The 23,121-nt window shown below is 61.5% G+C and carries 25 protein-coding genes and 1 tRNA gene; 12 read left to right on the forward strand and 14 right to left on the reverse strand.

Annotated features, from left to right (window positions below; genetic code table 11):
• Positions 1-131: 131 nt before the first annotated feature.
• Together NKK52_RS11335 and cysE are read right to left on the reverse strand one after the other, a co-directional pair.
• Positions 132-335 (reverse strand): DUF3126 family protein, encoded by a 204-nt coding sequence (locus NKK52_RS11335; RefSeq protein WP_006200852.1) that lies wholly within the window; start codon positions 333-335, stop codon positions 132-134.
• Positions 336-591: 256 nt separating this feature from the next.
• Complete coding sequence (gene cysE, locus NKK52_RS11340) at positions 592-1,440, reverse strand: serine O-acetyltransferase (RefSeq protein ID WP_023667506.1); 849 nt, start codon at positions 1,438-1,440, stop codon at positions 592-594.
• 133 nt (positions 1,441-1,573) lie between these two features.
• Between cysE and NKK52_RS11345 the strand changes: the two genes are divergently transcribed.
• A complete protein-coding gene (locus tag NKK52_RS11345; protein ID WP_023681513.1) occupies positions 1,574-2,188 on the forward strand; it encodes an HD domain-containing protein in 615 nt (204 codons plus the stop codon).
• On the opposite strand, the gene NKK52_RS11350 is transcribed toward NKK52_RS11345, so the two are convergent.
• The 6 genes from NKK52_RS11350 to NKK52_RS11375 form a co-directional block, all read right to left on the reverse strand.
• On the reverse strand, positions 2,185-2,580 hold the full coding sequence (locus NKK52_RS11350; RefSeq protein ID WP_245263040.1) for a GNAT family N-acetyltransferase: 396 nt from the start codon (positions 2,578-2,580) through the stop codon (positions 2,185-2,187). The genes NKK52_RS11345 and NKK52_RS11350 overlap by 4 nt on opposite strands.
• 142 nt (positions 2,581-2,722) lie before the next feature.
• The gene (locus NKK52_RS11355) at positions 2,723-3,037 is read right to left on the reverse strand and encodes a hypothetical protein (RefSeq protein ID WP_023667509.1); all 315 of its coding nucleotides are present in this window, start codon (positions 3,035-3,037) and stop codon (positions 2,723-2,725) included.
• 70 nt (positions 3,038-3,107) lie between these two features.
• Positions 3,108-3,479: a hypothetical protein gene (locus NKK52_RS11360; protein ID WP_023741428.1), complete on the reverse strand. Its 372-nt coding sequence runs from the start codon at positions 3,477-3,479 to the stop codon at positions 3,108-3,110.
• 56 nt (positions 3,480-3,535) lie between these two features.
• Complete coding sequence (locus NKK52_RS11365; protein WP_023681517.1) at positions 3,536-4,303, reverse strand: alpha/beta fold hydrolase; 768 nt, start codon at positions 4,301-4,303, stop codon at positions 3,536-3,538.
• 10 nt (positions 4,304-4,313) lie between these two features.
• The gene (locus NKK52_RS11370; RefSeq protein WP_023681518.1) at positions 4,314-4,886 is read right to left on the reverse strand and encodes a DUF192 domain-containing protein; all 573 of its coding nucleotides are present in this window, start codon (positions 4,884-4,886) and stop codon (positions 4,314-4,316) included.
• Positions 4,887-4,999: 113 nt separating this feature from the next.
• Entirely contained in the window at positions 5,000-5,596 is a 597-nt protein-coding gene (locus NKK52_RS11375; protein ID WP_027050415.1) for a cold-shock protein, read from the reverse strand.
• Positions 5,597-5,955: 359 nt separating this feature from the next.
• Here NKK52_RS11375 and NKK52_RS11380 point away from each other — a divergent pair, with 359 nt between their 5' ends.
• Together NKK52_RS11380 and NKK52_RS11385 are read left to right on the forward strand one after the other, a co-directional pair.
• Positions 5,956-6,396, forward strand: coding sequence for a VOC family protein (locus NKK52_RS11380; protein WP_023681520.1), 441 nt, complete (start codon positions 5,956-5,958; stop codon positions 6,394-6,396).
• Positions 6,397-6,529: 133 nt separating this feature from the next.
• On the forward strand, positions 6,530-6,823 hold the full coding sequence (locus tag NKK52_RS11385) for a DUF2218 domain-containing protein (RefSeq protein ID WP_023681521.1): 294 nt from the start codon (positions 6,530-6,532) through the stop codon (positions 6,821-6,823).
• Between the two features lie 105 nt (positions 6,824-6,928).
• On the opposite strand, the gene NKK52_RS11390 is transcribed toward NKK52_RS11385, so the two are convergent.
• The 3 genes from NKK52_RS11390 to ilvA form a co-directional block, all read right to left on the reverse strand.
• Entirely contained in the window at positions 6,929-7,633 is a 705-nt protein-coding gene (locus NKK52_RS11390) for an outer membrane protein (RefSeq protein WP_023681522.1), read from the reverse strand.
• Positions 7,634-7,782: 149 nt separating this feature from the next.
• The gene (locus NKK52_RS11395; protein ID WP_023681523.1) at positions 7,783-8,361 is read right to left on the reverse strand and encodes a DUF1697 domain-containing protein; all 579 of its coding nucleotides are present in this window, start codon (positions 8,359-8,361) and stop codon (positions 7,783-7,785) included.
• A complete protein-coding gene (gene ilvA / locus NKK52_RS11400; RefSeq protein WP_023681524.1) occupies positions 8,358-9,614 on the reverse strand; it encodes a threonine ammonia-lyase IlvA in 1,257 nt (418 codons plus the stop codon). Before ilvA ends, NKK52_RS11395 begins: the two co-directional genes overlap by 4 nt.
• 124 nt (positions 9,615-9,738) lie before the next feature.
• Here ilvA and NKK52_RS11405 point away from each other — a divergent pair, with 124 nt between their 5' ends.
• The 3 genes from NKK52_RS11405 to NKK52_RS11415 all read left to right on the forward strand — a co-directional run bounded on the left by NKK52_RS11405 (position 9,739) and on the right by NKK52_RS11415 (position 13,613).
• A complete protein-coding gene (locus NKK52_RS11405) occupies positions 9,739-11,142 on the forward strand; it encodes an aminopeptidase P family N-terminal domain-containing protein (protein ID WP_031203691.1) in 1,404 nt (467 codons plus the stop codon).
• A gap of 100 nt (positions 11,143-11,242) precedes the next feature.
• Complete coding sequence (locus tag NKK52_RS11410) at positions 11,243-12,316, forward strand: alpha/beta hydrolase (protein ID WP_023681526.1); 1,074 nt, start codon at positions 11,243-11,245, stop codon at positions 12,314-12,316.
• A gap of 133 nt (positions 12,317-12,449) precedes the next feature.
• A complete protein-coding gene (locus NKK52_RS11415; protein ID WP_023714234.1) occupies positions 12,450-13,613 on the forward strand; it encodes an alpha/beta hydrolase in 1,164 nt (387 codons plus the stop codon).
• Between the two features lie 22 nt (positions 13,614-13,635).
• Here the strand turns inward: NKK52_RS11415 and ade are convergent, their stop codons facing one another.
• Complete coding sequence (ade, locus tag NKK52_RS11420; protein WP_023681528.1) at positions 13,636-15,447, reverse strand: adenine deaminase; 1,812 nt, start codon at positions 15,445-15,447, stop codon at positions 13,636-13,638.
• 261 nt (positions 15,448-15,708) lie between these two features.
• Here ade and NKK52_RS11425 point away from each other — a divergent pair, with 261 nt between their 5' ends.
• From NKK52_RS11425 to NKK52_RS11445, 5 genes are all read left to right on the forward strand, one after another.
• Positions 15,709-16,560 carry an alpha/beta fold hydrolase gene (locus tag NKK52_RS11425; RefSeq protein WP_023681529.1) on the forward strand — a complete coding sequence of 284 codons (852 nt, stop codon included), beginning with the start codon at positions 15,709-15,711 and terminating at the stop codon, positions 16,558-16,560.
• A 127-nt stretch (positions 16,561-16,687) separates the two neighbouring features.
• Complete coding sequence (locus NKK52_RS11430) at positions 16,688-17,350, forward strand: outer membrane protein (protein WP_023681530.1); 663 nt, start codon at positions 16,688-16,690, stop codon at positions 17,348-17,350.
• A 128-nt stretch (positions 17,351-17,478) separates the two neighbouring features.
• A tRNA-Leu gene (locus tag NKK52_RS11435) sits at positions 17,479-17,564 on the forward strand.
• A gap of 746 nt (positions 17,565-18,310) precedes the next feature.
• On the forward strand, positions 18,311-18,502 hold the full coding sequence (locus tag NKK52_RS11440) for a hypothetical protein (RefSeq protein ID WP_023667524.1): 192 nt from the start codon (positions 18,311-18,313) through the stop codon (positions 18,500-18,502).
• A gap of 944 nt (positions 18,503-19,446) precedes the next feature.
• Entirely contained in the window at positions 19,447-19,602 is a 156-nt protein-coding gene (locus tag NKK52_RS11445) for a hypothetical protein (protein ID WP_348625711.1), read from the forward strand.
• Positions 19,603-19,690: 88 nt separating this feature from the next.
• Here the strand turns inward: NKK52_RS11445 and NKK52_RS11450 are convergent, their stop codons facing one another.
• Entirely contained in the window at positions 19,691-20,554 is an 864-nt protein-coding gene (locus tag NKK52_RS11450; RefSeq protein ID WP_023667527.1) for an ATP-dependent DNA ligase, read from the reverse strand.
• Between the two features lie 86 nt (positions 20,555-20,640).
• Here NKK52_RS11450 and NKK52_RS11455 point away from each other — a divergent pair, with 86 nt between their 5' ends.
• Complete coding sequence (locus NKK52_RS11455) at positions 20,641-20,862, forward strand: hypothetical protein (protein WP_023681532.1); 222 nt, start codon at positions 20,641-20,643, stop codon at positions 20,860-20,862.
• A 1,286-nt stretch (positions 20,863-22,148) separates the two neighbouring features.
• Here the strand turns inward: NKK52_RS11455 and NKK52_RS11460 are convergent.
• On the reverse strand, positions 22,149-23,120 hold the full coding sequence (locus NKK52_RS11460) for an ATP-grasp fold amidoligase family protein (RefSeq protein ID WP_023681534.1): 972 nt from the start codon (positions 23,118-23,120) through the stop codon (positions 22,149-22,151).
• Position 23,121 lies beyond the last annotated feature (1 nt).

Raw genomic sequence — 23,121 nt, forward strand, 5'->3', positions numbered from 1 at the left:
GAACTGCCGATCTCCCCCCCTTGCGGGGGAGATGTCCGGCAGGACAGAGGGGGGTGGGAAGGATCGCCGAGGCTTGCTCTTCATCTCCCCACTTCGTTGGAGATAGGCAACTCCGATCCCCAGTTCCGCGATCAGGCCAGATCGATGTCGAGGATCGCCATCGAGAAATTATAGTCGCCGTCGTCCTCGTCCTTGAAGACGATGCCGAGGAACTCGTCGCCGACATAGACCTCGGCCGAATCTTCCTTGCGCGGCCGCGCCTTCACCTCGAGTTTGGGATTCTGGAAGACGCGCTTGAAATAGGCGTCCAGCTTTCTGATTTCGTCCGGCTTCAAAAGTCTTCTCCGATCGTCGGGCTTGCTCGTTGGAACGCGCTTCTGGCACGTCGACAATGGCGATGTAAAGGCAAGCCGGCTGGATAGAACGCGAACCCTGGGGCCGGATGATTTCAGGTCGAATCCAAATCCGCCTCTAAATCAAGGAGGTAGAGCATGATGTCGTCCGAAAACCGCCTCACACTTTTCGGCATCATGCTCCAGAGGCAATGGCGCCGGCAACCGGACTTCAGTCCGGCGCGCCGGGTGTTGCAAATCAGATGTCGAAGCTGACGACCTGATCCATCGACTGCGACGGCAAAAGCTGGTCCATCTGCCGCGAAGGCTGGTCGCAGCCGGTCTCGCCGACGACGCGGGCCGGTACGCCGGCAACCGTCTTGTTGTGCGGCACCGGCGACAGCACGACCGAGCCTGCCGCGATCTTCGAGCAATGGCCGATCTCGATATTGCCGAGAATCTTGGCGCCGGCGCCGATCAGCACGCCGTAACGGATCTTGGGGTGACGGTCGCCGCCGGCTTTGCCGGTGCCGCCCAGCGTCACGCCATGGAGGATCGACACATCGTCCTCGATCACCGCCGTCTCGCCCACGACGAGGCCGGTGGCGTGGTCGATGAAGATGCCCTTGCCGATGCGGGCGGCCGGGTTGATGTCGGTCTGGAACACCGAGGACGAGCGGCTCTGCAGATAGAGCGCGAAATCCTTGCGGCCCTGATTCCACAGCCAATGGGCCAGCCTGTGCGTCTGGATCGCATGGAAACCCTTGAAATAGAGCACCGGCATGATGAAGCGGTCGCAGGCCGGATCGCGGTCGTAATAGGCCTGGATGTCGACACGCACGATCGACGACCATTCCTTGTCGTCGGCCAGCATCGACTTGAACGTCTGGCGGATGAGGTCGGAGCCGATGTCCTGATGCGCGAGCCGCTCGGCGAGCCGATGGATGACAGCTTCCTCCAGGCTCTCCTGGTTGAGGATGGTCGAATAGAGGAACGCCGCCAGAAGCGGGTCGCGGTTGACCGCTTCCATCGCCTCGTCGCGGACCGAACGCCAGATCGGATCGACCGGCTGGACCATTGTGGGGCGGGAAATGCTGATGCTGTTCATCGACGTCTTGTCCTGCGTCCTGGCCGCTTGCCTATTCTCCGGCGGCACATATAAGCCAGATCATAGCACGATTGAACTCAATTTTCCTTAGTGCTCGGTGAAATGGATTTGGTTCACGGAAATTCAAGCCGCCATGGAAAACGAACCCTTGATCGACGCTCCGCTGAAACGCGCGCTCTCCGCGCTCTATCAAGCTCCGGATCGCCACTATCACAACCTCGCCCATATCGAGGCGTTGCTGGCGCTGGCGGACGAATATCGAGCATCGCTGCATGATTCCGGCGCCGTCGAAGCCGCAATCTGGTTCCATGACGCCATCTATGACAGCCGCGCCAAGGACAACGAGGCCAGGAGTGCGGCACTTGCGCAGGACAAACTTGCCGCCCGCACCGATCCGGAGCGCCTCGGCCGCATAGCGGCGATGATCGTCGCCACCGCCACGCATGAACTGCCCAGCCTTCAACCACGGTGCCTTGCCGATGAGAACGCCCTCCGCGACGCAGCGCTTTTCCTCGACATGGACCTGGCGATACTGGGTGCGTCAGCCGACGCTTTCGACGCCTATGAACAAGCGGTCCGCCGCGAATATGGCTGGGTCGAGGAGCCGATGTGGCGCGCCGGCCGCGGCGCGATTCTCAAGACTTTCCTCGCGCGCCAGCATATTTTTCACACGCAGGAATTCCGCCAGAGGTTCGAGCCCCAGGCCAGGCAAAACCTGGCGCGGTCTCTAGAAACGCTCAAATCCTAATCCGGAAATGTCTCCATGCGCTGCGCATAGGCTTTGAACCCGGCGCGCCTGTAGACCGATTGCGCAGCCGGATGGTCGTATGTGTCGGTATGAAGCCAGACCCTTTGCGGCGCGTGCGACCAGATGGCGCGAAGCGCCTGGTCGAGCAGGAACGGCCCAAGCCTGCGACCCTGGAAGACGGGGACCAGCCCGAAATGGGTTAGCTCGACCTCAGGCTGGCCGACGCCGTTGAATTCGCACAGACCAGCCGCTTCGCCCTCGACGCGCAGCACATGGATATGTGTCGAGGGCAGCGCCAGCAGGCGCTCGAGGTCTTCCGCCGGCATGCGCAGCCGCTGGTCCCACTGCACCGGCTCGCCGACAGCGCGGTAGAGGCTGATAGGCGGCCACATCAAGTGTTTCACGCGCCACCGTGGCGCCCGATAGCGGGCAGTCGAAAGCCGGCGCCGAATTCGGTTCGCGCATGTCCATATAGGTGACGAGAAGGTCAACCAAAGCGGCACCGCCTCCGGCTGCAAGCCAGACGAAGATCGATCACCTGAAGGCGCCAACGGACTTGGTGGCCGCCCAAACAAAGAACAGGCCGATCACCAACGACAGCCCGTTGAGGATGATACCGACGATGCCGAGGACACGATTGTCGTTTGAACGTCCCAGTGCCATCAAGCCAAAAACCACGCCGGTGATGTGCGCCAGCGGCGCCGCAACGAGAAACACCAGCAGAAAAACCCCGCCGAGGACGTTTTGAGCGGCCAGCGACGCCTCGCCTGGCATCAACGCCAGCGTGACCACCGCCGCAAAATCCATTGCGAACGCCAGCAGGGCCAGGATCACCGAGCGTTTGCCCAAGCTGCTCCGCCCCGCCACGCCGGGCATTGCTATCGTGCTTCTTCCCCATCCGGCCATTACTCGTCCCCGATCAGGTGAAAGCGCCGATCGTCGATGCCATTGCCACAAGCAGCAGGAAGCCAACCGCCAGGGAGCCGCCGTTGAGCAGGATGCCGACGACCCCAAGCACGCGGCTATCGTTCGAACGCACCAGCGCCATCAGTCCGAAAATCAATCCGGCAATATGCGCCAACGGCCCTGCCAGCAGGAAAACCGCCATGAAGAAACCCGTGGCGATGTTCTGGGCACGCTCGGATGCGTGGGTCGGAAGCGCCACCATTGTGGTCAGCGCCATCACACCGGCACCGAAGGCGAGCAGCGCCAGGATGACGGAACGCTTGCCGAACTTGCTTGTCACGACGGCGCCCGGCAGAGCGTCGGCGCTTCTTCCCCATTGTGCCATTGTTTGCCACCCCTCGCCGGCCGCCCAATCCATATCGCCCGAAAATCGCTTACCGGTTAAAGCGGATTTTCGGCATAAAACTCCAAAACCCGCTGCTTGAAGGTCTTGTCGCCCACAGCCAGCATATGGTCGCGGCCGTCTATGTGAAACACCTTGGCGTTCGGCATCAGCGCGGCGAGCTCGTCGGGCGAGCCGCCGATATCGTCTGTCGTCCCGACCGCAATCAGCGTTGGTTGGGCGATGCGCGTCATGTCGTCTTCGCTGAGCAGTTCGCGCGACGTGGCGATGCAGGCGGCCAGCGCGCGGCGGTCGCTGCGCGTCTGATCGGCAAAGGCGCGAAACGAGCGACCGCGCGGATGGCTGGTGGCGGCCGGATCGTTGGCCAGCAGCGCCTCGGCGATCGGATCCCAGTCGCCGACGCCGTCGACCATGCCGATCCCGAGCCCGCCGAAGACAAGCGTCGCCACCTTGTCGGGATCCGACAGTGCCAGGAACGCCGCGATGCGCGCGCCCATCGAATAGCCCATGACATGCGCGCGGCCGATGCCAAGATGGTCGAGCAGGGCCGCCGCGTCCGAGCCCATCTTGGCCGGGGTGTAGTCGGCCTCGTCATAGCTTTTCGACGACGAGCCGTGGCCGCGATTGTCGAAGGCGATGGCGCGATAGCCGGCATCGTTCAGCGTCTTGAACCAGCCGGGCGATACCCAGTTGACATAGTGGCTGGAGGCAAAGCCGTGGATCATCAGCACCGGATCGCCCGCCCCCGACGCCGGCTGGCGGTCGAGGAAGGCGAAGTCGAACCCGTCATGGGAGAAGAATTGCATCGGGAGCGGCTCAGCCGGCGCCGGGCGTGGGCGCGTTGCCCTTGTCCGATGGCGGCATGCCGGGGCCGGACACCGTGCCGACGGCCGGATGGCGCAGCAGATCGCCATAGTCGATGCCGTTTTTGGCGGCGGTGCCGGCCTTGAGCTCCAGCACGAAGCGCACTGGCACACCCGGCGAGATGACTGCATCGGACAATGGAGTGCCGTGCTTGACGGCCCGGACCTTGCCGTCCTGTCCAACAAAGATCAGGTCGAGCGGCATCGGCGTGTTGTGCATCCAGAAGCCGACCTGCTTCTGCATCTCGAAGACGAACAGCATGCCATGATTGTCGGCCATATCCTGGCGATACATCAGGCCGGCCTCGCGTTCCGAGTCGGTGTCGGCGACTTCGATCGAAAAGGATTTATCGCCCCCTTTCGTCGCCACGACCAAGGGTGTCGGATCGACGGGAAGGATCATCGCCTGACCGCCGGCGATCGTCTGCTGGGATGCGGTCGGCTGCCCGGAATAGAAGTAAGCGCCTGCGGCTACCGCAACGATGACGCAGAGCGCGCCCGCTGTCAGCCAGTTCCTGTACGCCATTGGAAATCCTCGACCAAAGACCATGATCCCTAAAAGTGGTCTCAGGTATTCGGATAAGATCGTGGTGAAACCAAGAAAAACGCCGTCCTGACTTCCTCAGGAAGGCTCGCGTCCTAATGCGCGACCGGCAAGGTGCCCATATCAGGGTGAATCTCGGCAGCCATGAGGCCCTTGTCACCGCGTCCGAAACGCACCAGCACGACCTGTCCGGGCCTGAGCTCGGTGATGCCATAGCGGCGCAGCGTCTCCATATGGACGAAGATATCCTCGGTGCCCTCGCCGCGCGTCAGAAAGCCGAAGCCCTTGGTGCGGTTGAACCACTTAACCAGCGCCCGCTCGAGCCCGCTTTCCGGCGTCACCGCCACATGGGTGCGCTGTTCCTGCATCTCGGCCGGATGGACCGCGGTGGCGGTGTCCATGGACAGCACCCGGAAAGCCTGCAAACCACGGTCGCCATGCTTGACAAGGCACACGACACGCGCGCCCTCCAATGCCGTCTGAAAACCGTCCTTTCGAAGGCAGGTGACATGGAGGAGGATGTCGCCCGAGGAACCGTCATCGGGTAGTATGAAACCGTAGCCCTTGGCCACGTCGAACCATTTGATGGCGCCGGCGATTTCGACAAGGTCGGCGCTATCGCCGCCACTGTCGCGCTTCAGGGCGTCGTCAAGGTTCTCATCCCGCCTCGTGAAAGAGGCCTTATCCCCCATAAGAACGCCCCCTTTTTTTCAAGAAAACCGCAAGTGATTCTTGACATTAGATTAACACCGCCGCTTCCGGGGTGTGCAAGACCTGCCGTGCCTTTTTTCACGGTTGAATACAGGAATAGCTGACTTGTTGTTTGCCGGCGTCGCTGCCGGCTGCAATGGCGATCCGTCAAGGCCGTCAACCGGTCGGCAATTTGCATCGGATTTTGCCGAAATCGGCAACCACTTGTGGTCGGACGCTTTTGTCAGAGCAACCTGATTTTCCAAAAACCGGTGATCACTTTTCCAGTCCGATGCTCGTTGCCCTCCGACGGGGTGGACCTTATGTTGCCTCGCAACCCAAACATCCCCGAGGAAATCCCATGCGCTACCTCCACACAATGGTCCGTGTCGCCGACGTCGATGTCTCGCTCGATTTCTACTGCAACAAGCTCGGCCTGAAGGAAGTGCGCCGCTACGAAAACGAGCAGGGCCGCTTCACGCTGATCTTCCTCGCCGCCTCCGAGGATGTAGAAAGCGGCATCACTGAGAAGGCGCCGCTGATCGAACTGACCTACAATTGGGATCCGGAGGAGTACAAGGGCGGCCGCAATTTCGGCCATCTCGCCTATGAGGTCGACGACATCTACGCCACCTGCCAGCATCTGATGGACAATGGCGTCGTCATCAACCGGCCGCCGCGCGACGGCAACATGGCCTTCGTCAAGTCGCCGGACGGCATCTCCTTCGAACTGCTGCAGAAGGGCCCGGCCAAACCCAAGGCCGAGCCGTGGGCATCGATGCCGAACACCGGCACCTGGTAGCGATCACGCCATCTTGAGCGAGGCGGCCGCGCCGACAAGCCGGCCGCCTTTGCCATTTCGAGCAACGGCACCTATTTACCTGCCTGTCGCGCCAGCCAAACAGAGCCAGTGCCTCATCCAGGAGAATTCATTTATGCCGACCAGCCGTGCCGATGTCACCACCGCATATGCCAGCCGCTATTTGCAGCAGCTATGCAAGCACTGGGCGCACAAATTTCCCGTCGAGTTCGATCCAAACCACGGCACCATCGATCTGTCGCTCGGCCGCACGGTTCTCGATGCCGATGCGGCAGCGCTGCATATCACGGTGTCGACGGATGAAAGTGGATCGCTGGAGCGCATGGAGAGCGTCGTTGCCGATCACATCAAGCGCTTCGCCTTCCGCGAGGAGCTGACTTTCGAGTGGAAGCAGGCTCCGGCGACCTGATCTGCTGTCAGCCGCAACGCCGAACGCCGGAAGCTGCCAGCCCCGGACAACGTTATGGCGTCACTTGGTTGCGACGCCATCTGAATTGTCGGAACGACGGATCGATCAGAACTTGTAGTTCAGGCCGATCTTGATCGTATGGGCGTCGATCTTCACCCTTGCGTCGTTGCCCTCGATATCTGTCAAACGGACCTTGCCGAAGTCGAAGTACTGGTATTCCAGCTTCGTGGTCCATTTGTCGGCGAAGGCCCATTCGACACCGCCACCGATCGTATAGCCGAAGCGGCCTCCGCTCCTCGATGCGCTGCTGTCCGGGTCGGGCACCCCGTCAAAATCGAAAGTATCGCCATAACTCAATTTGTAGTGAGTCGCCGCCGCGCCGCCCCTGGCGTAGATCAGCAGCCTGTCGGTGGCGTAGCCCAGACGTGCCGTCAGATCGCCATAGCCGCCCAGTTTCGCCGATCCGAAATTGTCCGGCTCTTCGACGATAGTCCTGTCGCCCTCGATGCCGAGATAGCCCAGATCGGCTTCGACGCCATAGACGAATGCTCCGGACTGCCAGTTGTAACCGGCCTGAACGCCGCCGAGGAAGCCGTCGGTATCGACGTCATGGGTCTGACCAAGCTCCTCGTCGAAGAAGGAATCCGTCTGGTCGACCGCGTCACCGCGTCCCCAGCCATAGCCGGCGTTGATGCCGACATAGCCACCCGACCAGACAAACCCTGCCGGTACGGTCTCAATCACGTCGGCGGCGAACGTCGCGCCGCAAGCCGAAATCAGGAAAGTGGATGCGAGAAGCAGACGTTTCATGAAACTCCCCAATGCAGTCGGAAAGAGCATAGCACAGACATGCAATATTCATTAAGCTGCCCAGGCCGGAAAATCGGAAATTGTTGCAGAAAACAACTGTTTAGCCGAGACTTAATTAGCATCGCAACCGCAACGCAGATCTAAGCGATTCAAAGCGAACGCGCCATCTGCAGCAGCGCCAGCACCGACCGCCAGTTGCGCGCGGTGCCGGGCACTTTCAGCACGCGCGGGATGAGATTGGCGAACACCGATTTGCCGAGCCCGTCCGGCGCCTTGAGGTAGAGCACGTCGTCCCTGACCTCGAAGCTTTCCGGGCCGGTGCATTTTTCGGCAAGCCTGGCGATCTCGTCCGCCGTCGGCTGGCGCTCCAGCGTGTAGGCGTGAAGCTTGGTCGGATCGCCGGCGACTTCCGGATAAGGATTCTCCTTCACCAACCGTTCGAACCAGGAGAGATCGCGCACCATGATGCACGAGTGAAAGCCCCATTTTTTCTCGAACGCCATTTCGATCTGTTTCGCCAGCGTGGCGGCGTCGCCCTTCTTGGTCCGGAACACGACATTGCCGCTCTGCACATAACTGGCGACATCGGTGAAGCCTAGCGCCTCGAATAACGCCCGCAACTCCGCCATCTGGACGATGCGGTTGCCGCCGACATTGATGCCGGAAAACAGCGCGACGAAGACCACCCTTCGCTCTTCGAGCTTCGGGTGGCAGGCTGTACCGCTCATATGATGAACCCGGCCAGGGTCTCGTTGTCGGTGATGTCCTGATAGTGGACGCCCTCGGCCTCGAAATTCGCCTTCAGCAAATCGAAGTTTCGCCGATCCCTGGTTTCGATGCCAATAAGCACAGAGCCGAAATTGCGCGCCGATTTCTTCAGATATTCGAAGCGGGCAATGTCGTCGTCGGGACCGAGCAGTTCCAGGAAGTCGCGCAGCGCGCCCGGCCGCTGCGGAAAGCGGATGATAAAATATTTCTTCAGCCCCTCGAAGCGCAGCGCCCGCTCCTTCACGTCGGGCAGCCGCTCGAAATCGAAATTGCCGCCCGACACCACCGCGACGATGGTCTTGCCGCGGATTTCCTTGCGCGAAAAATCCTTCAACGCGTCGATCGCCAAGGCACCGGCCGGCTCCAGCACCACACCTTCGATGTTGAGCATCTCGATCATGGTGGCGCAGAGCCGGTTCTCAGGGATCAGCCGCACCGCCTGAGCGGCGAACTCCTTGAGGTGGCGCAACGGCTCGCGGCCGATCTCGGCCACCGCCGCGCCGTCGACGAAATTGTCGACATTGGCGAGCCGGACGCGCTTGCCGCTGGCGAGGCTCTGATGCAGGCTCGGCGCACCGGCCGGTTCGCAAAAGACGTAGCGCGCGTCACGTTGCTGATCGGCGAAATAGTGCGTCACCCCCGCGGCCAGGCCACCGCCGCCGACCGGCAGCATGATGATGTCGGGCATGCGCGCGCCTGGCATCTGGTCGGCGATCTCATAGGCGACCGTCGCCTGCCCCTCGATAATATCCTTGTGGTCGAAGGGCGGCACCATATGCGCGCCGGAACTTTCGGTGAATTCGAAGGCGGCGCGGTAGCAGTCGTCGAAGAAGTCGCCGACCAGCCTGATCTCGACGAAATCGCCGCCGAACAGCCGCGTCTTGTCGATCTTTTGCTGCGGCGTCGTCACCGGCATGAAGACCACGCCCTTCTTGCCGAAATGGCGGCAGACGAAGGCAAAGCCTTGCGCATGGTTGCCGGCCGAGGCGCAGACAAACAGCTCGGCCTCGTTGCCTGCGGCCAGTGCCTTGCGGAAAAAGTTGAAGGCGCCGCGGATCTTGTAGGAGCGCACCGGCGAAAGATCCTCGCGCTTCAAGAGCACCCGAGCCCCCGTCTTCTTCGACAAATAGTCGTTTTCCTGCAGCGGCGTTTCGGGAAAGATCTCGCGGATCGCGGCTGCGGCGGTGGCGACACGGGAGGAGAAACTGTTCATGGCGCCGTCACCTCTGGATCGAATGGTTCGAAGGCGAAGCCTATTGCACAATTCGCCGTTTGCAGCCACCGATGCGGCGCGGCCGCTTTGGCGCGCCAGCAGGAAATCCATTGGAGCCATCTTCATGCCTGTTTCGGCTGTCGCCCTGAAGACCGTAGACCTTCCTGAATTCGGCGAGCCAACAGTGATGCCGCTAGTTCAGCGGCGGACCTACGAAGCGCGCATCGAGGCTCTGCTGGCGCGCGGCGCCGAGGCCGGGCTCGACGCCTTTGCCGTCTATGGCGACCGCGAGCACGCGGCCAATGTCGCCTATCTCAGTGGTTACGATCCGCGTTTCGAGGAGACGCTGCTGGTCATCGTTCCCGGCAGCCAGCCAAAGCTTCTCGTCGGCAATGAGGGTTGGGGCTATGCCGAAATCTGCGACGGGCCTTACGAGCGCGTCCTTTACCAGACCTTCTCGCTGCCGGCGCAGCCACGCGACCGCTCGGCCTCTCTATCCGACACGCTTGCCGCCTGCGGCCTGAAGGCCGGCCAGAAGATCGGCGCAATCGGCTGGAAGCCGTTCGGCCCCGGCGATGGCGGCTTTGGCGAGACGACGCTCGACCTGCCGTCCTTCATCGCCGATACGCTGCGCACACTGGCCGGCGACAGAGGCGCGGTGGTCAACGCCGCCAACCTGTTGATGAACCCGTCCGACGGCCTACGCGCCATCAACGAGGCAGACCAATTGGCGTCCTTCGAATTCGCCGCGACCTTTTCCTCGCAGGGCCTGCGCAACGTGCTTAGGAATATCGAGCCCGGCATGAGCGAATTGCAGGCCGCGCGGCTGATGGGGATCAACGGCCTGCCCCTGTGCTGCCACCCGATGCTGTCCGCCGGCAGGCGTGCGCCCTACGGCTTGCCTAGCCCGCGCCTCGACATCATCAAGCGCGGCGATCCCGTCACCATGGCCTATGGCATCCAGGGCTCGCTCAACGCCCGCGCCGGCTTCCTGGTCGAGAGCGCGGCCGAACTGCCGCGCGAGATAAGCGACTATGTCGAACAGCTGGTAGCGCCCTATTTCGCCGCCGTCGTCGACTGGTACGAGACCATCGGCATAGGCGTTGCCGGCGGAGCGCTTTGGAAAGCCGTGCATGACCGCATAGGCGACCCGTTCTTCGGCGTCTCGCTCAATCCCGGCCATCTCGTCCATATCGACGAATGGATGCATTCGCCGGTGTTTTCCGGCTCGGACATCAAGCTGCAATCGGGCATGGCGCTGCAGGTCGACATCATTCCGGCGACCGGAACCAGCTATTTCACCACCAACATCGAAGACGGTATCGCGCTTGCCGATGAGTCCCTGCGCGAGGAGATCGCGGCCCGCTATCCCGAGGCATGGCGCCGCATCGAGGCGCGCCGCGCCTTCATGGGCGATGTGCTCGGCATCAGGCTCAAGCCCGAGGTATTGCCCTTCTCCAACATCCCTGCGTTCCTGCCGCCATTCTGGCTTTCGCGCAACAGTGCGATGACCGTGGCTCGACGCTGACCACATTTCGGCTGGACACGACTTACTTCTGCCGCACTCTCACTGTCCGGGAGGTGCCGCGGGGGTATATGGGCCTTTTGGCCGGAGTGGAATTTTTGACGTGCGTTTGAAGACGATTTGCATTCTTGCACTTGCCCTGTTGATCGCCGGCTGCGGCGGCCGCAAAACCGAGGAACTGCTCGGCAGCGCCGTCATGTCCACGCCGGTGACCGAAATCTCAGGCAATCACTCGATCTTCATTGCCACCACACGCAAGAAATCCGACGATCCCAACAAAGTTTTCGACGGCGAACGCTCGGCGACGCTGAACTACGCCCGCGTCACCGTCACCGTTCCCGGCACCCACCAGACCGGCCAGATCGAGCGCCGCTCGCGCGGCAGGTCCAACGACCCGGCGAAGTACTTCATGGCCTCCGAGGTCGTCGGCTACGATGCGCAGCCGAAATTCTCCAGTGCGCTCAATGCCGACATCGCCGCGCGCGGCGGCCGCGTCATGGTCTTCGTGCATGGCTACAACACCGGCTTCGACGACGCGGTCTACCGCCTGACCCAGATCGTCCACGATTCCGGCTATCCCGGCACGCCGGTGCTGTTTTCCTGGGCATCGGGCGCCAGAACCACCGACTATGTCTATGACAAGGAAAGCGCCAGCGCCGCCCGCGATCAGCTGGAGGTGACATTGCGCATGCTGCAGCAGTCCGGCGCGCGGCGCATCGACATCGTCGCCCACTCGCTCGGAACCTGGGTGACCATGGAAACGCTGCGCCAGATGGCCATCACCGGCGACCGCGATCTCGGCGGCAAGCTCGGCGATGTCGTGCTGGCCTCTCCCGACATCGACGTCGACGTCTTCAAGAGCCAGATGCGCCGCTACGGCAAGCCGGACAAGCCGTTCATCCTGCTGCTCTCCGACGACGACCGGGCGCTGCGGCTCTCAGGCCTGATCGCCGGCTCGCGGCCACGCGTCGGCGACTACAAGGATGCCGCCGACCTCGCCGCTTATGGCGTCACCGTGGTCGACCTCTCCAAGGTCAAGGGAGGCGACAGCTTCAACCACACCAAATTCGCCGACAATCCCGAACTGGTGAAGATGATCGGCCAGCGGCTGCGCGAGGATGACGGCTTTGCCAGCGACCAGACGGTGACCGACCGTATCAGCGCGCTCGGACAATAAGGCTGTCGCCTTGCGGCGACCGTCGCTGCGTGAGGTCGCGAATGCCGCTCGGCCCGATCACTTTCAACTGGACCGGGCCGGTCTCTGCCTCTACGACATTGAAATCGGCGCCAATGCGCCAGCGGGAGCCCGCGTGAACGAGCGTTGGAAGACTGTCCTGGTCCTTGCGTTCGCGCTCGCTGCCGCCGGCTGCGTCGGCCCGAACACCCATGACCTGTTGAACGAGACGACGGTTTCGGTGCCTGCCTCCGACATCGCGGCCACCCACGAAATCTTCGTCGCCACCACCCGCAAGCAGGCGACCAAGGACCCACGCCAGGTGTTCGATGGCGATCGCTCGCTGACCACCAGCTACGCCCGCGTCGACGTCACCGTGCCGAAGGTCCACCAGGTCGGCGCCATCGAGCGCGCCAAGGGCTCGGCAAATTCGAACCCGGCCAAGCAATTCACCGCCACCGACGTCGTCCACTATGGCGACGCCTCGCAATTCGCCAAGGCCGTCGGCGCCAACATCGCCATGAATGGCGACCGCGCGCTGGTCTTCGTCCACGGCTTCAACAACGGCTTCGACGATGGGGTCTACCGGCTGACGCAGATCGCCCACGACACCGAATATCCGGGTACGCCGATCTTGTTTTCGTGGGCTTCGAGCGGCAAGACCACGGGCTATATCTACGACAAGGACAGCGCCAACGCCGCGCGCGACGACCTCGAGGCGACGCTCAGGATGCTCGCCAAGACACGGGTCAAGAGCATCGACATCATCGCGCATTCGATGGGAACCTGGGTGACGATGGAAGCGCTGCGCCAGCTGGCGATCACCGGCGACCGCGATCTCGACGGCAAGCTCGGCCGTGTCGTCCTGGCATCGCCCGATATCGATGTCGACGTCTTTAAGAAGCAGATGATCCGCTACGGCAAGCCCGACAGGCCGTTCGTCATCCTGCTTTCCGCCGACGACCGTGCTCTGCGATTGTCCAGCCTGATATCCGGCGACAAGCCGCGCGTCGGCGACTACGGCAACGCCGCCGACATCGCCAGCTACGGCGTCGTCGTGGCCGACCTCAGCCAGATCAAGGGCGGCGACCGCCTGAACCACGCCAAATTCGCCGACAACCCGTTCCTGGTGCAATTGCTCGGTGACCGTCTGCGCGCTCCAGCCGGCCTGGCATCGGACGAACCCACGCAGGGCCAGATCGACAATCTCGGCCGAGGCCTCGGCAAGGCAGTCGGATCCGTCGCCGAGATCATCATCACCACGCCATTCAAGGTGCTGACCATCGCCACCGGCGGATGAGAGCCAAGCACCGGGGCTGATCTCAGATAAAAAGATCGACCTTCTGGAACGTCGTCACGTCGATCAGGCCGACATCGGAAATCCTGAGCTCCGGAATGACGACCAGCGCCAGCAGCGAGTGCTGCATATAGGCGTTGTTGAGCGAGCAGCCCATCTTGCGCATTGCTTCGGTCAGTTTCTCGGCCTTGGCCGCCACGATTTCGGCGCGCTCGTCCGACATCAGCCCGGCGATCGGCATTTCGACCAGCGCAAGCTCCTTGCCCTTCGAAAACAGCACCACGCCGCCACCGACCTCGCCCAGCCGGTTGACGGCCAGCGCCATGTCTTCCTTGTTGGTGCCGACGCAGATGATGTGGTGGGCATCATGTGCGACGCTCGACGCCATGGCGCAGTCGCCCATATAGCCGAAGCCGGAGACGAAGGCATTGGTGACGCCTCCGGTGCCGCGGTGGCGCTCGACCAGCGCGATCTGGCAGATGTCGTTGCGGCGGTCCATGGCGACCAGCCCGTCCTCGACCGGCAGGTCGGCCTCCAGCGCCCGCGTCGGCGCCTGGTTTTCGATCACGCCGATGACCCGCACCCGCACCTCGTTGGCGCCCTTGGGCGCCGCAATGTCGAAATCGCCTGGCTTCAGCTTCTTGCCGAGCTTGACGGTGTTCTTCGCCGATTTGGGGTAATCGTAGGCCGGAATGTCGATCTCGAGCTTGCCGCCCTTGGCCAGCCTGATACCGCGGCCATAGACCTCGTCGATGGTCATGGCGGCAAGATCGGAGACGATCAGCAGATCGGCCAGCCGTCCCGGCGCGATCGAGCCGATCTCGCGCTCCAGCTTGAAATGCTGGGCGGTATTCAGCGTCGCCATCTGGATCGCCGTCACCGGCTTCAATCCCTGTTGGATGGCGTGGCGGACCACCCGGTCCATATGGCCTTCATGCACCAGCGTGCCGGAATGGCTGTCGTCGGTGCACAGGATGAAGTTGCGCGGGTCGAGACCGCTCTCGGTCACCGCCTTGATCTGCGAGGCAACATCGTACCAGGCCGAGCCCAGCCGCAGCATTGCCTTCATGCCCTGGCGCACACGGGCGATTGCGTCCTCGGCGCGCGTGCCTTCATGGTCGTCCTCCGGCCCGCCGGCGACATAGCCATGGAACGGCAGGCCGAGATCGCGCGACGCATAGTGGCCGCCGACCGTCTTGCCGGCCTTGATCGTTGCGGCGATCTCGCCCGACATGACCGGATCATTGGCGATGACGCCGGGGAAATTCATGACTTCGCCGAGCCCGATGATGTTTTCCCAGGTCATCGCTTCCGCGACATCGGCGACCGTCAGTTCTGCCCCGGCATGCTCCAGCCCCGGCGCGGACGGCACGCAGGACGGCATCTGGACATGGATGTTGATCGGCATGGCGACGGCCTCGTCATGCATCAGCCGCACGCCGGGCAGACCCAGCACATTGGCGATCTCGTGCGGATCGATGAACATGGAGGTGGTGCCGTGCGGGATGACGGCGCGGCAGAACTCGGTCACCGTCACCATGCCGCTCTCGACATGCATATGCGCGTCGCACAGGCCGGGCACGAGATAGCGGCCGCCGGCATCGACCACCTTGGTGCCCTGGCCGATCGCATGGCTGGCATTCGGCCCGCAATAGGCGAAGCGGCCGCCTGAGATTGCGATGTCGGTGCCGGCTATGATTTCGCCGGAATGCACGTTCACCCAGCGGCCGTTTCGGATGACGAGGTCGGCCGGCTTGCGCCCCGTTGCGACGTCGACCAGATGCGTCGCCATCTCGGTCCAGGGCTTGGGTTTCGTCGCCGACGGCTGCTTGGCCATGAAAGACTCCTGTTTGCCCGACTGTGCCAAGCCGGCAAGGTTTTGGCCAGCGATCACGGACGAAATCCGCTTGATGAGAATTCGCCCGGGCGGATGCGCCGCACCTGCTCACCCCGAGGGCAGGCATCAGCGGTGCGGTCATTCAGTTTGGCTTGTGCCGCCACTTATGCTATCATTCTGGCTATGGTGCTGATTTGCGCCGACGACCCGCCGCGAGGCGGGTTTTTGTTGTGATGAGCCCGAAACTCCTGAGGTGAAGTCATGATCCGGTTCCTGAAAGCATTCGCCTTCGTCACCCTGTTCCTGATCTCGTCCGGCTTTGCATCCGCCGAGGAGCGTTGGCAGACCTTGCCGGAGCCGGCGGCGATGCCCAAACCGGATCAGAGCGGATATGCGCCGGTCAACGGCATTCAGATGTACTATGCCGTTTTCGGCGCCGGTGATCCGATTCTCCTGATCCATGGGGGCCTTGGCCATGGCGACATCTGGGCAAGCCAGGTGGCGACGATGTCCAAGACGCACATGGTGATCATTGCCGACAGCCGCGGCCATGGCCGTTCTACCCGCACCGAGCAAGCTTACGGCTATGACCTCATGGCGTCGGACTATCTTGCGCTGCTCGACTATCTCAAGATCGACAAGACCGCTCTTGTCGGCTGGAGCGACGGCGGCATTATCGGCATCGACATCGCGCTGCATCATCCGGAGCGGCTGACACGGCTCTTTGCGCAGGCCGCCAACGTCACCACCGATGGCGTCGATCCGGGTGTGCTGACCAACAAGACCTTTGCCGCCTACATCGACCGCTCGGGCCGCGACTACAAGAAACTGGCGAAGACTCCCGACCAGTACGGTGCCTTCGTGGCGCAGATCAGCCACATGTGGGAGTCGGAGCCGGCCTGGACCAAGGAACAGCTCGGCAAGATAACCACGCCGACCGCGATCGTTGCCGGCGACCATGACGAGGCGATCAAGCGCGAACACACCGAATACATGGCCTCCGTCATTCCGGGCGCCAAGCTCATCATCCTGCCCAACGCCAGTCATTTCGCCATGCTGCAGGCGCCGGACGAATATAGCCAGGCGGCGCTGGACTTCATCGACGCCAAATAGCGCCCCCAGCTGAGCACCCAGCGCAGCAACGGGTACATTCCGATTGTTGAACAATGGGTTCCGTTTTGCGGCGAATAGGATTACCTTCCGGCAAGACGCCTTCTGAACCGCCTTTTCGGAGAACTCGATGCGCTGTCTGACCATTGCCAGTGCCGGATTTCTGATTGCTCTGGCCGGGCCGGCATTCGCCGCCGACCCGATGGCGGTGCCGATGACCGAACCAGGCTTCGACTGGACCGGCTACTATGCCGGCCTGCAGGCCGGCTACGGCTGGGGCCAGTCCGACATATCAGTGACGGAAGGCGCGCCGTTTTCCATCGCGCCCGACATTGACGGCGGTTTCGTCGGGGGCCATGTCGCCGGCCTGTGGCAGTTCGACCAGGCAGTGCTCGGCGCCGAGGCGGAGCTCAATTATTCCGCCGTCGACGGTACGGCCGTATCAGGCCTTGGAAGCACATTCCGCACGGACATCAAGTGGTTCGGATCTGTCGACGCCAAAGCGGGCTTCGCCATGGACCGCGTGCTGGTCTACGGCGTCGGCGGCGTCGCCTTTGCCGGCATCGAAACTTCGCAAGTCGCGGGCGCGTCGTTCGCCGGCACACGCACGAATGTCGGCTGGACCTTGGGCGCCGGCGTCGACTATGCGCTGACCGACAAATTCATCGTCGGCGCGCAATATCGCTATTATGATTTCGGCTCCGAGCACTATGACGTAGCGGAACCCTTCAACGATCGCGATCAGGATGTGAAGCTGAACGCGGTCGGTATCAATCTCAGCTACAAATTCTGAGCCTTCTCGGCGACTGAGATTTTGGCAACAACCAACTGTTTTGCCATCACGAACCACCTTTCATGAGTCCGACACTCGGCAAAAGATGGCTTGACGGGTTTTCGCTGGCGTCTGAAAAGGGCTGGCCTGCGGACGTGGCGGAATTGGTAGACGCAAGGGACTTAAAATCCCTCGATCTCTGATCGTACGGGTTCGATTCCCGTCGTCCGCACCATTTGAAATGCTTAGGATTTGTTCTGTAAGAACTCACTGGCTACCATAGAAAAGGCTGACGCGGGTAGCAACTGAAGAGGTTTAACACTCTTGCTGGAATACCTGCTGCAACACTCCTGTCGGTAGCGACCGACCGCGCGGGCCAGGTCAAGGCACTCCCTTAGGAGCCGGCTGGGGCCGCAGCGGCCTTAACCCGGTGGGCATGCTCCGTCGCGATTTTAAGAAGAGTTGCGGCCGTTTCCTGTGGCGTCCAACCTTGCGCTTCTGACGCAGTCACCAAGGCCGCAAACGCGGCTTCTAATGCGACTTCACAGTTCACCCCACGGTCTGGGCTATCCTCTGGCAATATCGGGGGTTCGACGGATTGGGACATGGTGACTTCTTTCAAAGGGGAAAACCCGCCGCCCCAGCCTTTGCCACTTGAAAATTTCAGCAAAGGATCATTCCAGCTATCAGCAGCGTGATTAGAACTGACAACGGCACGGCCAGAAGACCGACCAACTCAACATTTCTTGTGTTTTGTCGCTTGTCCATCTTCGTCGCCCGCATGTCGTTGGCTTTGGCATCTTGCCGTCAACGTGCAGCTGTTGGAACCAACCACAAGTGCCGCTGATCGGAGATTCAGTCGGTGCTGCATATTAGCAACACATTGTGGAACGATCGGGCGGCATCAGCCAATTGCTTTTGAATGCGCTTGCACTTGCTTCGTACGATTCCGTACAGTTTCCCCCATAGGGGAGGCGGCCGATGGACCATGACGAGGAAGGCTACAGCATTGACGCCTTCGATTTCGATGTGGTGTGCGAGACCTTCAGGAGATCCGTTCGGGAGTTGAACCTGGCTGAAGAGCATTGGGTAGACCACGCGAAGGCGCTGCTACGGGAATTCACCGACAGCGCACCTGATGACGACATGATTAGCCGGATCGTCGGGCGCTAGTGGCCTATACAGCGGTAGTTGGTTAGAATCGTACCCCGGTCCTGCCACGGAAACCTTTTCCAAGGTTTGCCGCGTCATAGAGGCATCACAGAAGCTCCTGGAACAGATTGCCCAGCGCGGAGGGCCCTATAACGAAAAAGCTCGCCACCGTGAGGCAGCGGGCAGTTTTGGGAGAAACAGAAATGGGAACAATGGACCCCCGAATTGCCAACGGGCCATCGCCAATGCCGTCAGAGAGCCCTGCCTGGACGTGTGGCGTCCTGTCCGGCCCTCGCCATTGATTTCGTCGGCAAGCTTGTCTTTGGCCTCGTGATAGGTCTTGAAGTTGGCATCGGGATGGCAATCGCCGGCTGCCAAGGAGGCCGGCCGCTGGCCGACCCATCAGTTAGGCGTCCGTAGCCAGAGCGTTATAAAGCAGCAAACACGCCAGGATAGGAACGGCGCTGCCTAGCAGCTGGTCTGCCGTGAGGCCGGAAAAATAGACAAGATGAAACGTCACCATCGCTCTACCAATCACGGTTCGGAACACTGCCGAATTAACCGTTGGCCGACGCTAATGTTCCGCTCTGGACTCACTACCGCTTTGGAAGAATCCTGCATCAGCGCCCCGCCGACCTTGATCTCAACGTCCGTGCCACAAGGCTTTCCTTCGTTCGCATGGTTCGCAGAGATTAGCACGATCGCATACTCTCATCTCATCCGGCGTCGTCTCCCTCACAAAGCAGCGCCGGTAAGGCTCGGCGACCTTCTTGTTTGTCCGTGTGCCAAAGGAGGTCGCCGGGCCTGCCGCTGCTCATCTTTGCTGGTGGTTGCTCCTGATGGCTGCGCTTGGCGCCGTCGCCCTACTGCTACCTGCGGGGTAAGGCCGGCGAGCCCTCTTGTCAGGCAGTCCGGCATGTAGGATTATAGTCCTCGTTGCGGCGACCCCTCAATGGAGAGCGCCAATGGCCAGAACCAAACCTTCGGAACAACTTTCCCGGGCTGAAATCGAGCGCTTCCTGGCGGCAGCCGAAGCGCTGCACAAGAGCATCGTCGGGCCGCTCCTGGCGTACCACGGCGAGCACTACAAGCTCTACGTAAGGTCCATGGACCCCTGTTGAAGTCGATCGAGACCATCACCGGCCAGAGGGCGAAGTTCATCCAGTGGAACGGGACAGGACCGGCACAGCCCCGGGACAAGCCTCCGGGCTAAGTCTCCTCCCGGAAATCCAGCAGCTTGGCATGGCGAAGCTTCTCCTCGCCCTTTAGGAACCGCACGCGGCCGACCAGGCCCGGCTTTAGCCATTCGGCCTTGTCACTCTTGAGCCCTTTCGGCGCCGGCCCGCCAATCTTGCCTTGCACGCGGTCCCATAGGCGCTGGCGCTTGTCCGCCTTGAAGGTGACGAAGGCGCCGCCGGCATAGTGGCCTTTGTCGGCCATCAGCACCATGGCAGGCTTGCCGGCCTCGCGCTGCACGCCGATGATGTCCATCTCCTTTTCGGCATAGCACTTGATCTTGCGCCAGTTCGTCGTCGGACCCGACCGATACTTGCTGCCCTTCCGCTTTGAAACGATACCTTCAAGCCCAGCCTGGTCGACCAGGTGAAAGACGGCGTCGCCAGTGCCCGGCATCGCTTCGCTGAACTGAATTCGGCCGCCGTCCGGGATCAACGCCCGGAGTATCTCGCGACGGTCTTCCACCGGCGTGTTCCGCAAGTCATGCCCGTTCAGGTGCAAGAGGTCGAATGCTAGCAGATACAGATCGCGCGAAGGCTTGCGGCTGGTCGCGGCTGATTGATGCGCATGGAAGTCGGATAGGCCAGCCTCATTGATCGTAATGGTCTCGCCGTCGATGATGAAGTCTTTCGCCTCGATCGCTTCCGCCTCACCGGCAAGTTGGATGTAGCGGCCCGTCCAATCATAACCGTTCTTGGTGATCAGCCGAATCCCGTCATCATCCTTGATGACCTGGGTGCGGTAGCCATCGAATTTGATCTCATGAATCCAATCATCGCCCATCGGCGGCGTGTCGACCAGTTCGGGTTCCATGGGCTTGATGAATTTCAGACGCATGCACTGACTCTCAGAACTGCGACTTCAATTAGCAATTGCTAAATTAGTTCCGGAACATTTTAGACGAATTGGATGTTTGAAGGGCTATGAAGATCGAAGCCGACCAATGCCGGGCAGCGCTGACGCTCATCCGGCGCACAATGGAAGAGCACTGTCCTCCTGGCGTGCTGCCGAGCGAAGAGATGGTCAATGGGCTCTATGGTCCGGAACTGATCCATGAGGCGGAAGCCATTGCCGCCGGCATCGTCGCAACCATTGACCAGCTGCAATTGCCCGTGATGAAACCGCCGTCCCCTAGTATCAAATAGAGACCGACACAGGGAAGGTCGCTTGGCCGCGCGATCGTGGGCTCGCAACGACCGGCGAGGCGATGCCGGCCTCACCAAGGGTTACAGCCCCTCGACCAGCAGCGAAGGCGGCTCGCGGCAGTGCAACGCCCGAAGTGTTTCGAGACGACGATGTCCACCGAGCGTAGCCAGCGCGCGTTGTGCTGCACAAGGACCGAGGCAGCGGCACGGCCGCCCGGGCTACTCCAAAGGCGGCTCTTCGCTCTGTGGAGCCAAAACGGTGATATCCATCCTGGCGATTGTCGATGCGGCGCGCCCCTGGGCGCCAGAATCCGTGTCGCCACTTTCTGCCGCCATTGCCTTGGCGCGATGTCCTACGCTGTCTGCGCTTTTGCCTGGCGCAAATCCTTCGCCCGGTTCTGTCTTTGCGGGTTTCGGTCGAGTTTCAGCTGCCTGCCGATGTTGGTTTCCAATCGCCGAGACCATTGATACCTCCCCTTGATGAGGCCGCGACTGTACCTGTCAAGGCTGTAGCGAGGCTGATCACTTAAGTGGTCGGGTTGCGCCCGCTCGTAGTGGCCCTCCGATCACTGGGCTCTCGATGCCTTGGCGCTCGCGGACGTCTGGTCGGGTGGGAAGTTCAAACTCAGCCGCCCTTTGCGGCACCGGTTTCGCCCGACAACTAGGAACGATTTCGGCCGCCATGTGTTACGCAATCATGAATCTCGCGGATCCCGGATCAACAATGGCAACCGATCTTTTCACGATGCAACTCGCTGATGCTCAGCAGCGCATCAAACAGACCGAGTTCGCGCTGGTACTCAGCGAGAAAATGGTGGCTGAGAACCTCGCTTTATCCAGCAGGATACGATCGGCGAGGCGCCGAGTCCTGAAGACCGGAGGGCCTCTGGCGACAGTCGACTCAACAAGCTGAAAGAGTTCTTCAAATGATCTCGACCCAGTCCGGACGTGGGAGAGCTTGCCGGTAACCTTAGCGGTAATCGGCCGAGTCGCAGCAGGAAGCGCGCTGAAAACTTGCTCCATGAAGACTGCGGCGTCGCTATGAATCTCGCCTTTGTGTTGCCGAATCCGATCTGCGCAAAGGCGCGTGGTCGAGACCAGGCAGCGGCTCACGAAGATTGATCCCAGCAGGGCAAATTGACCGCTACGGCTCAGTTGAGGCAGCACTTCGAAATCACGGCTATTGACCTGCTGAGCTATCAGTTTCCCTCGATCTCTAATCGTATGGGTTCTCCGCACCATCCTTCGCTCTTCGAGCTTCGGGGTGGCAGGCCACCCAGTAGCCGTCAAACGTCGAGATAGCCGGCGGCGACCAGCGTTGCCTTATATCGCCGGGCAAATCGGCTGGGCAAACGACTGAGGTAAGCTGACGCGCCAATATCCCAATGCGCGCCCAGTTCGCGGTCGAAGGCAGCCGGGTCGAATTGCAGCAAGCCGCTGCGTGGGTAGACCGTGAATTCTCCGAAGATCGGCTCCCCCTCCTCCTCGTAGAAATCGACACGCACCATGTCGAACTCGCTGCCGAGCGCCTCGGCTGCCTCGATCATCCGCGCCAGGCTCTTGGGAGGGGGAATTTCCAGGCTCGAGTCGATCGCGCCCTGGGCAATGTTCAGCGGGCGCCAATCGCGATCCAGGTGGGCGGTATTCTTGACCGTGGAACGGAAGGCGACGACGACGATGTAGGCGACGCGGCCAGCCAGCACACAGAATTTGTAGTCGACCGGGTCATAGCCCTGGTCCTTGCCCACAAGTGCTTCGACGAAAACCCGCCGCTCTATGTGCGCATAGCTGCGCTCCAGCTTCCGGGCGCCATAGGTTTGGCCAAGGTATTCCGTCATCTCGGCAATGATCGCCTCCCGGTCGGCGTTGGCCGGATCGCGAACGATGACATTCATGGCGCAACCGTGGTTGCATTTGACGGCGTAGGGGATTTTTAGGTCATCGAAGGGGATCTGGCGCGGATCGTCGCCCTGCCACAGCACCTCAGGGATGGCGAGCCCGGGAAGCCGCTCCCTGACGATTTCCTTGGACTTGAGCTTGTCGAGAAGACCGGTAAAGCGAGGATCGTCATCGAAAATCTTGCGCCAGTGGATCTTTTCCGTGAACGTCACCGGGGCTGCAAAATTCGGCAGATGCCGCATCCGCTCAAGGAAACGCTGGGTCAACCGGCGGTAGCGGACAAGCAGCGCGGCGTTCAGCAACAGGAGAGATGCCCGCGCGCTGTTTCGCTTCAGCCATGCCTTTGCGCCACGCGCCATT

This window comes from Mesorhizobium sp. C277A (assembly GCF_040324395.1).
Lineage (GTDB): Bacteria > Pseudomonadota > Alphaproteobacteria > Rhizobiales > Rhizobiaceae > Mesorhizobium.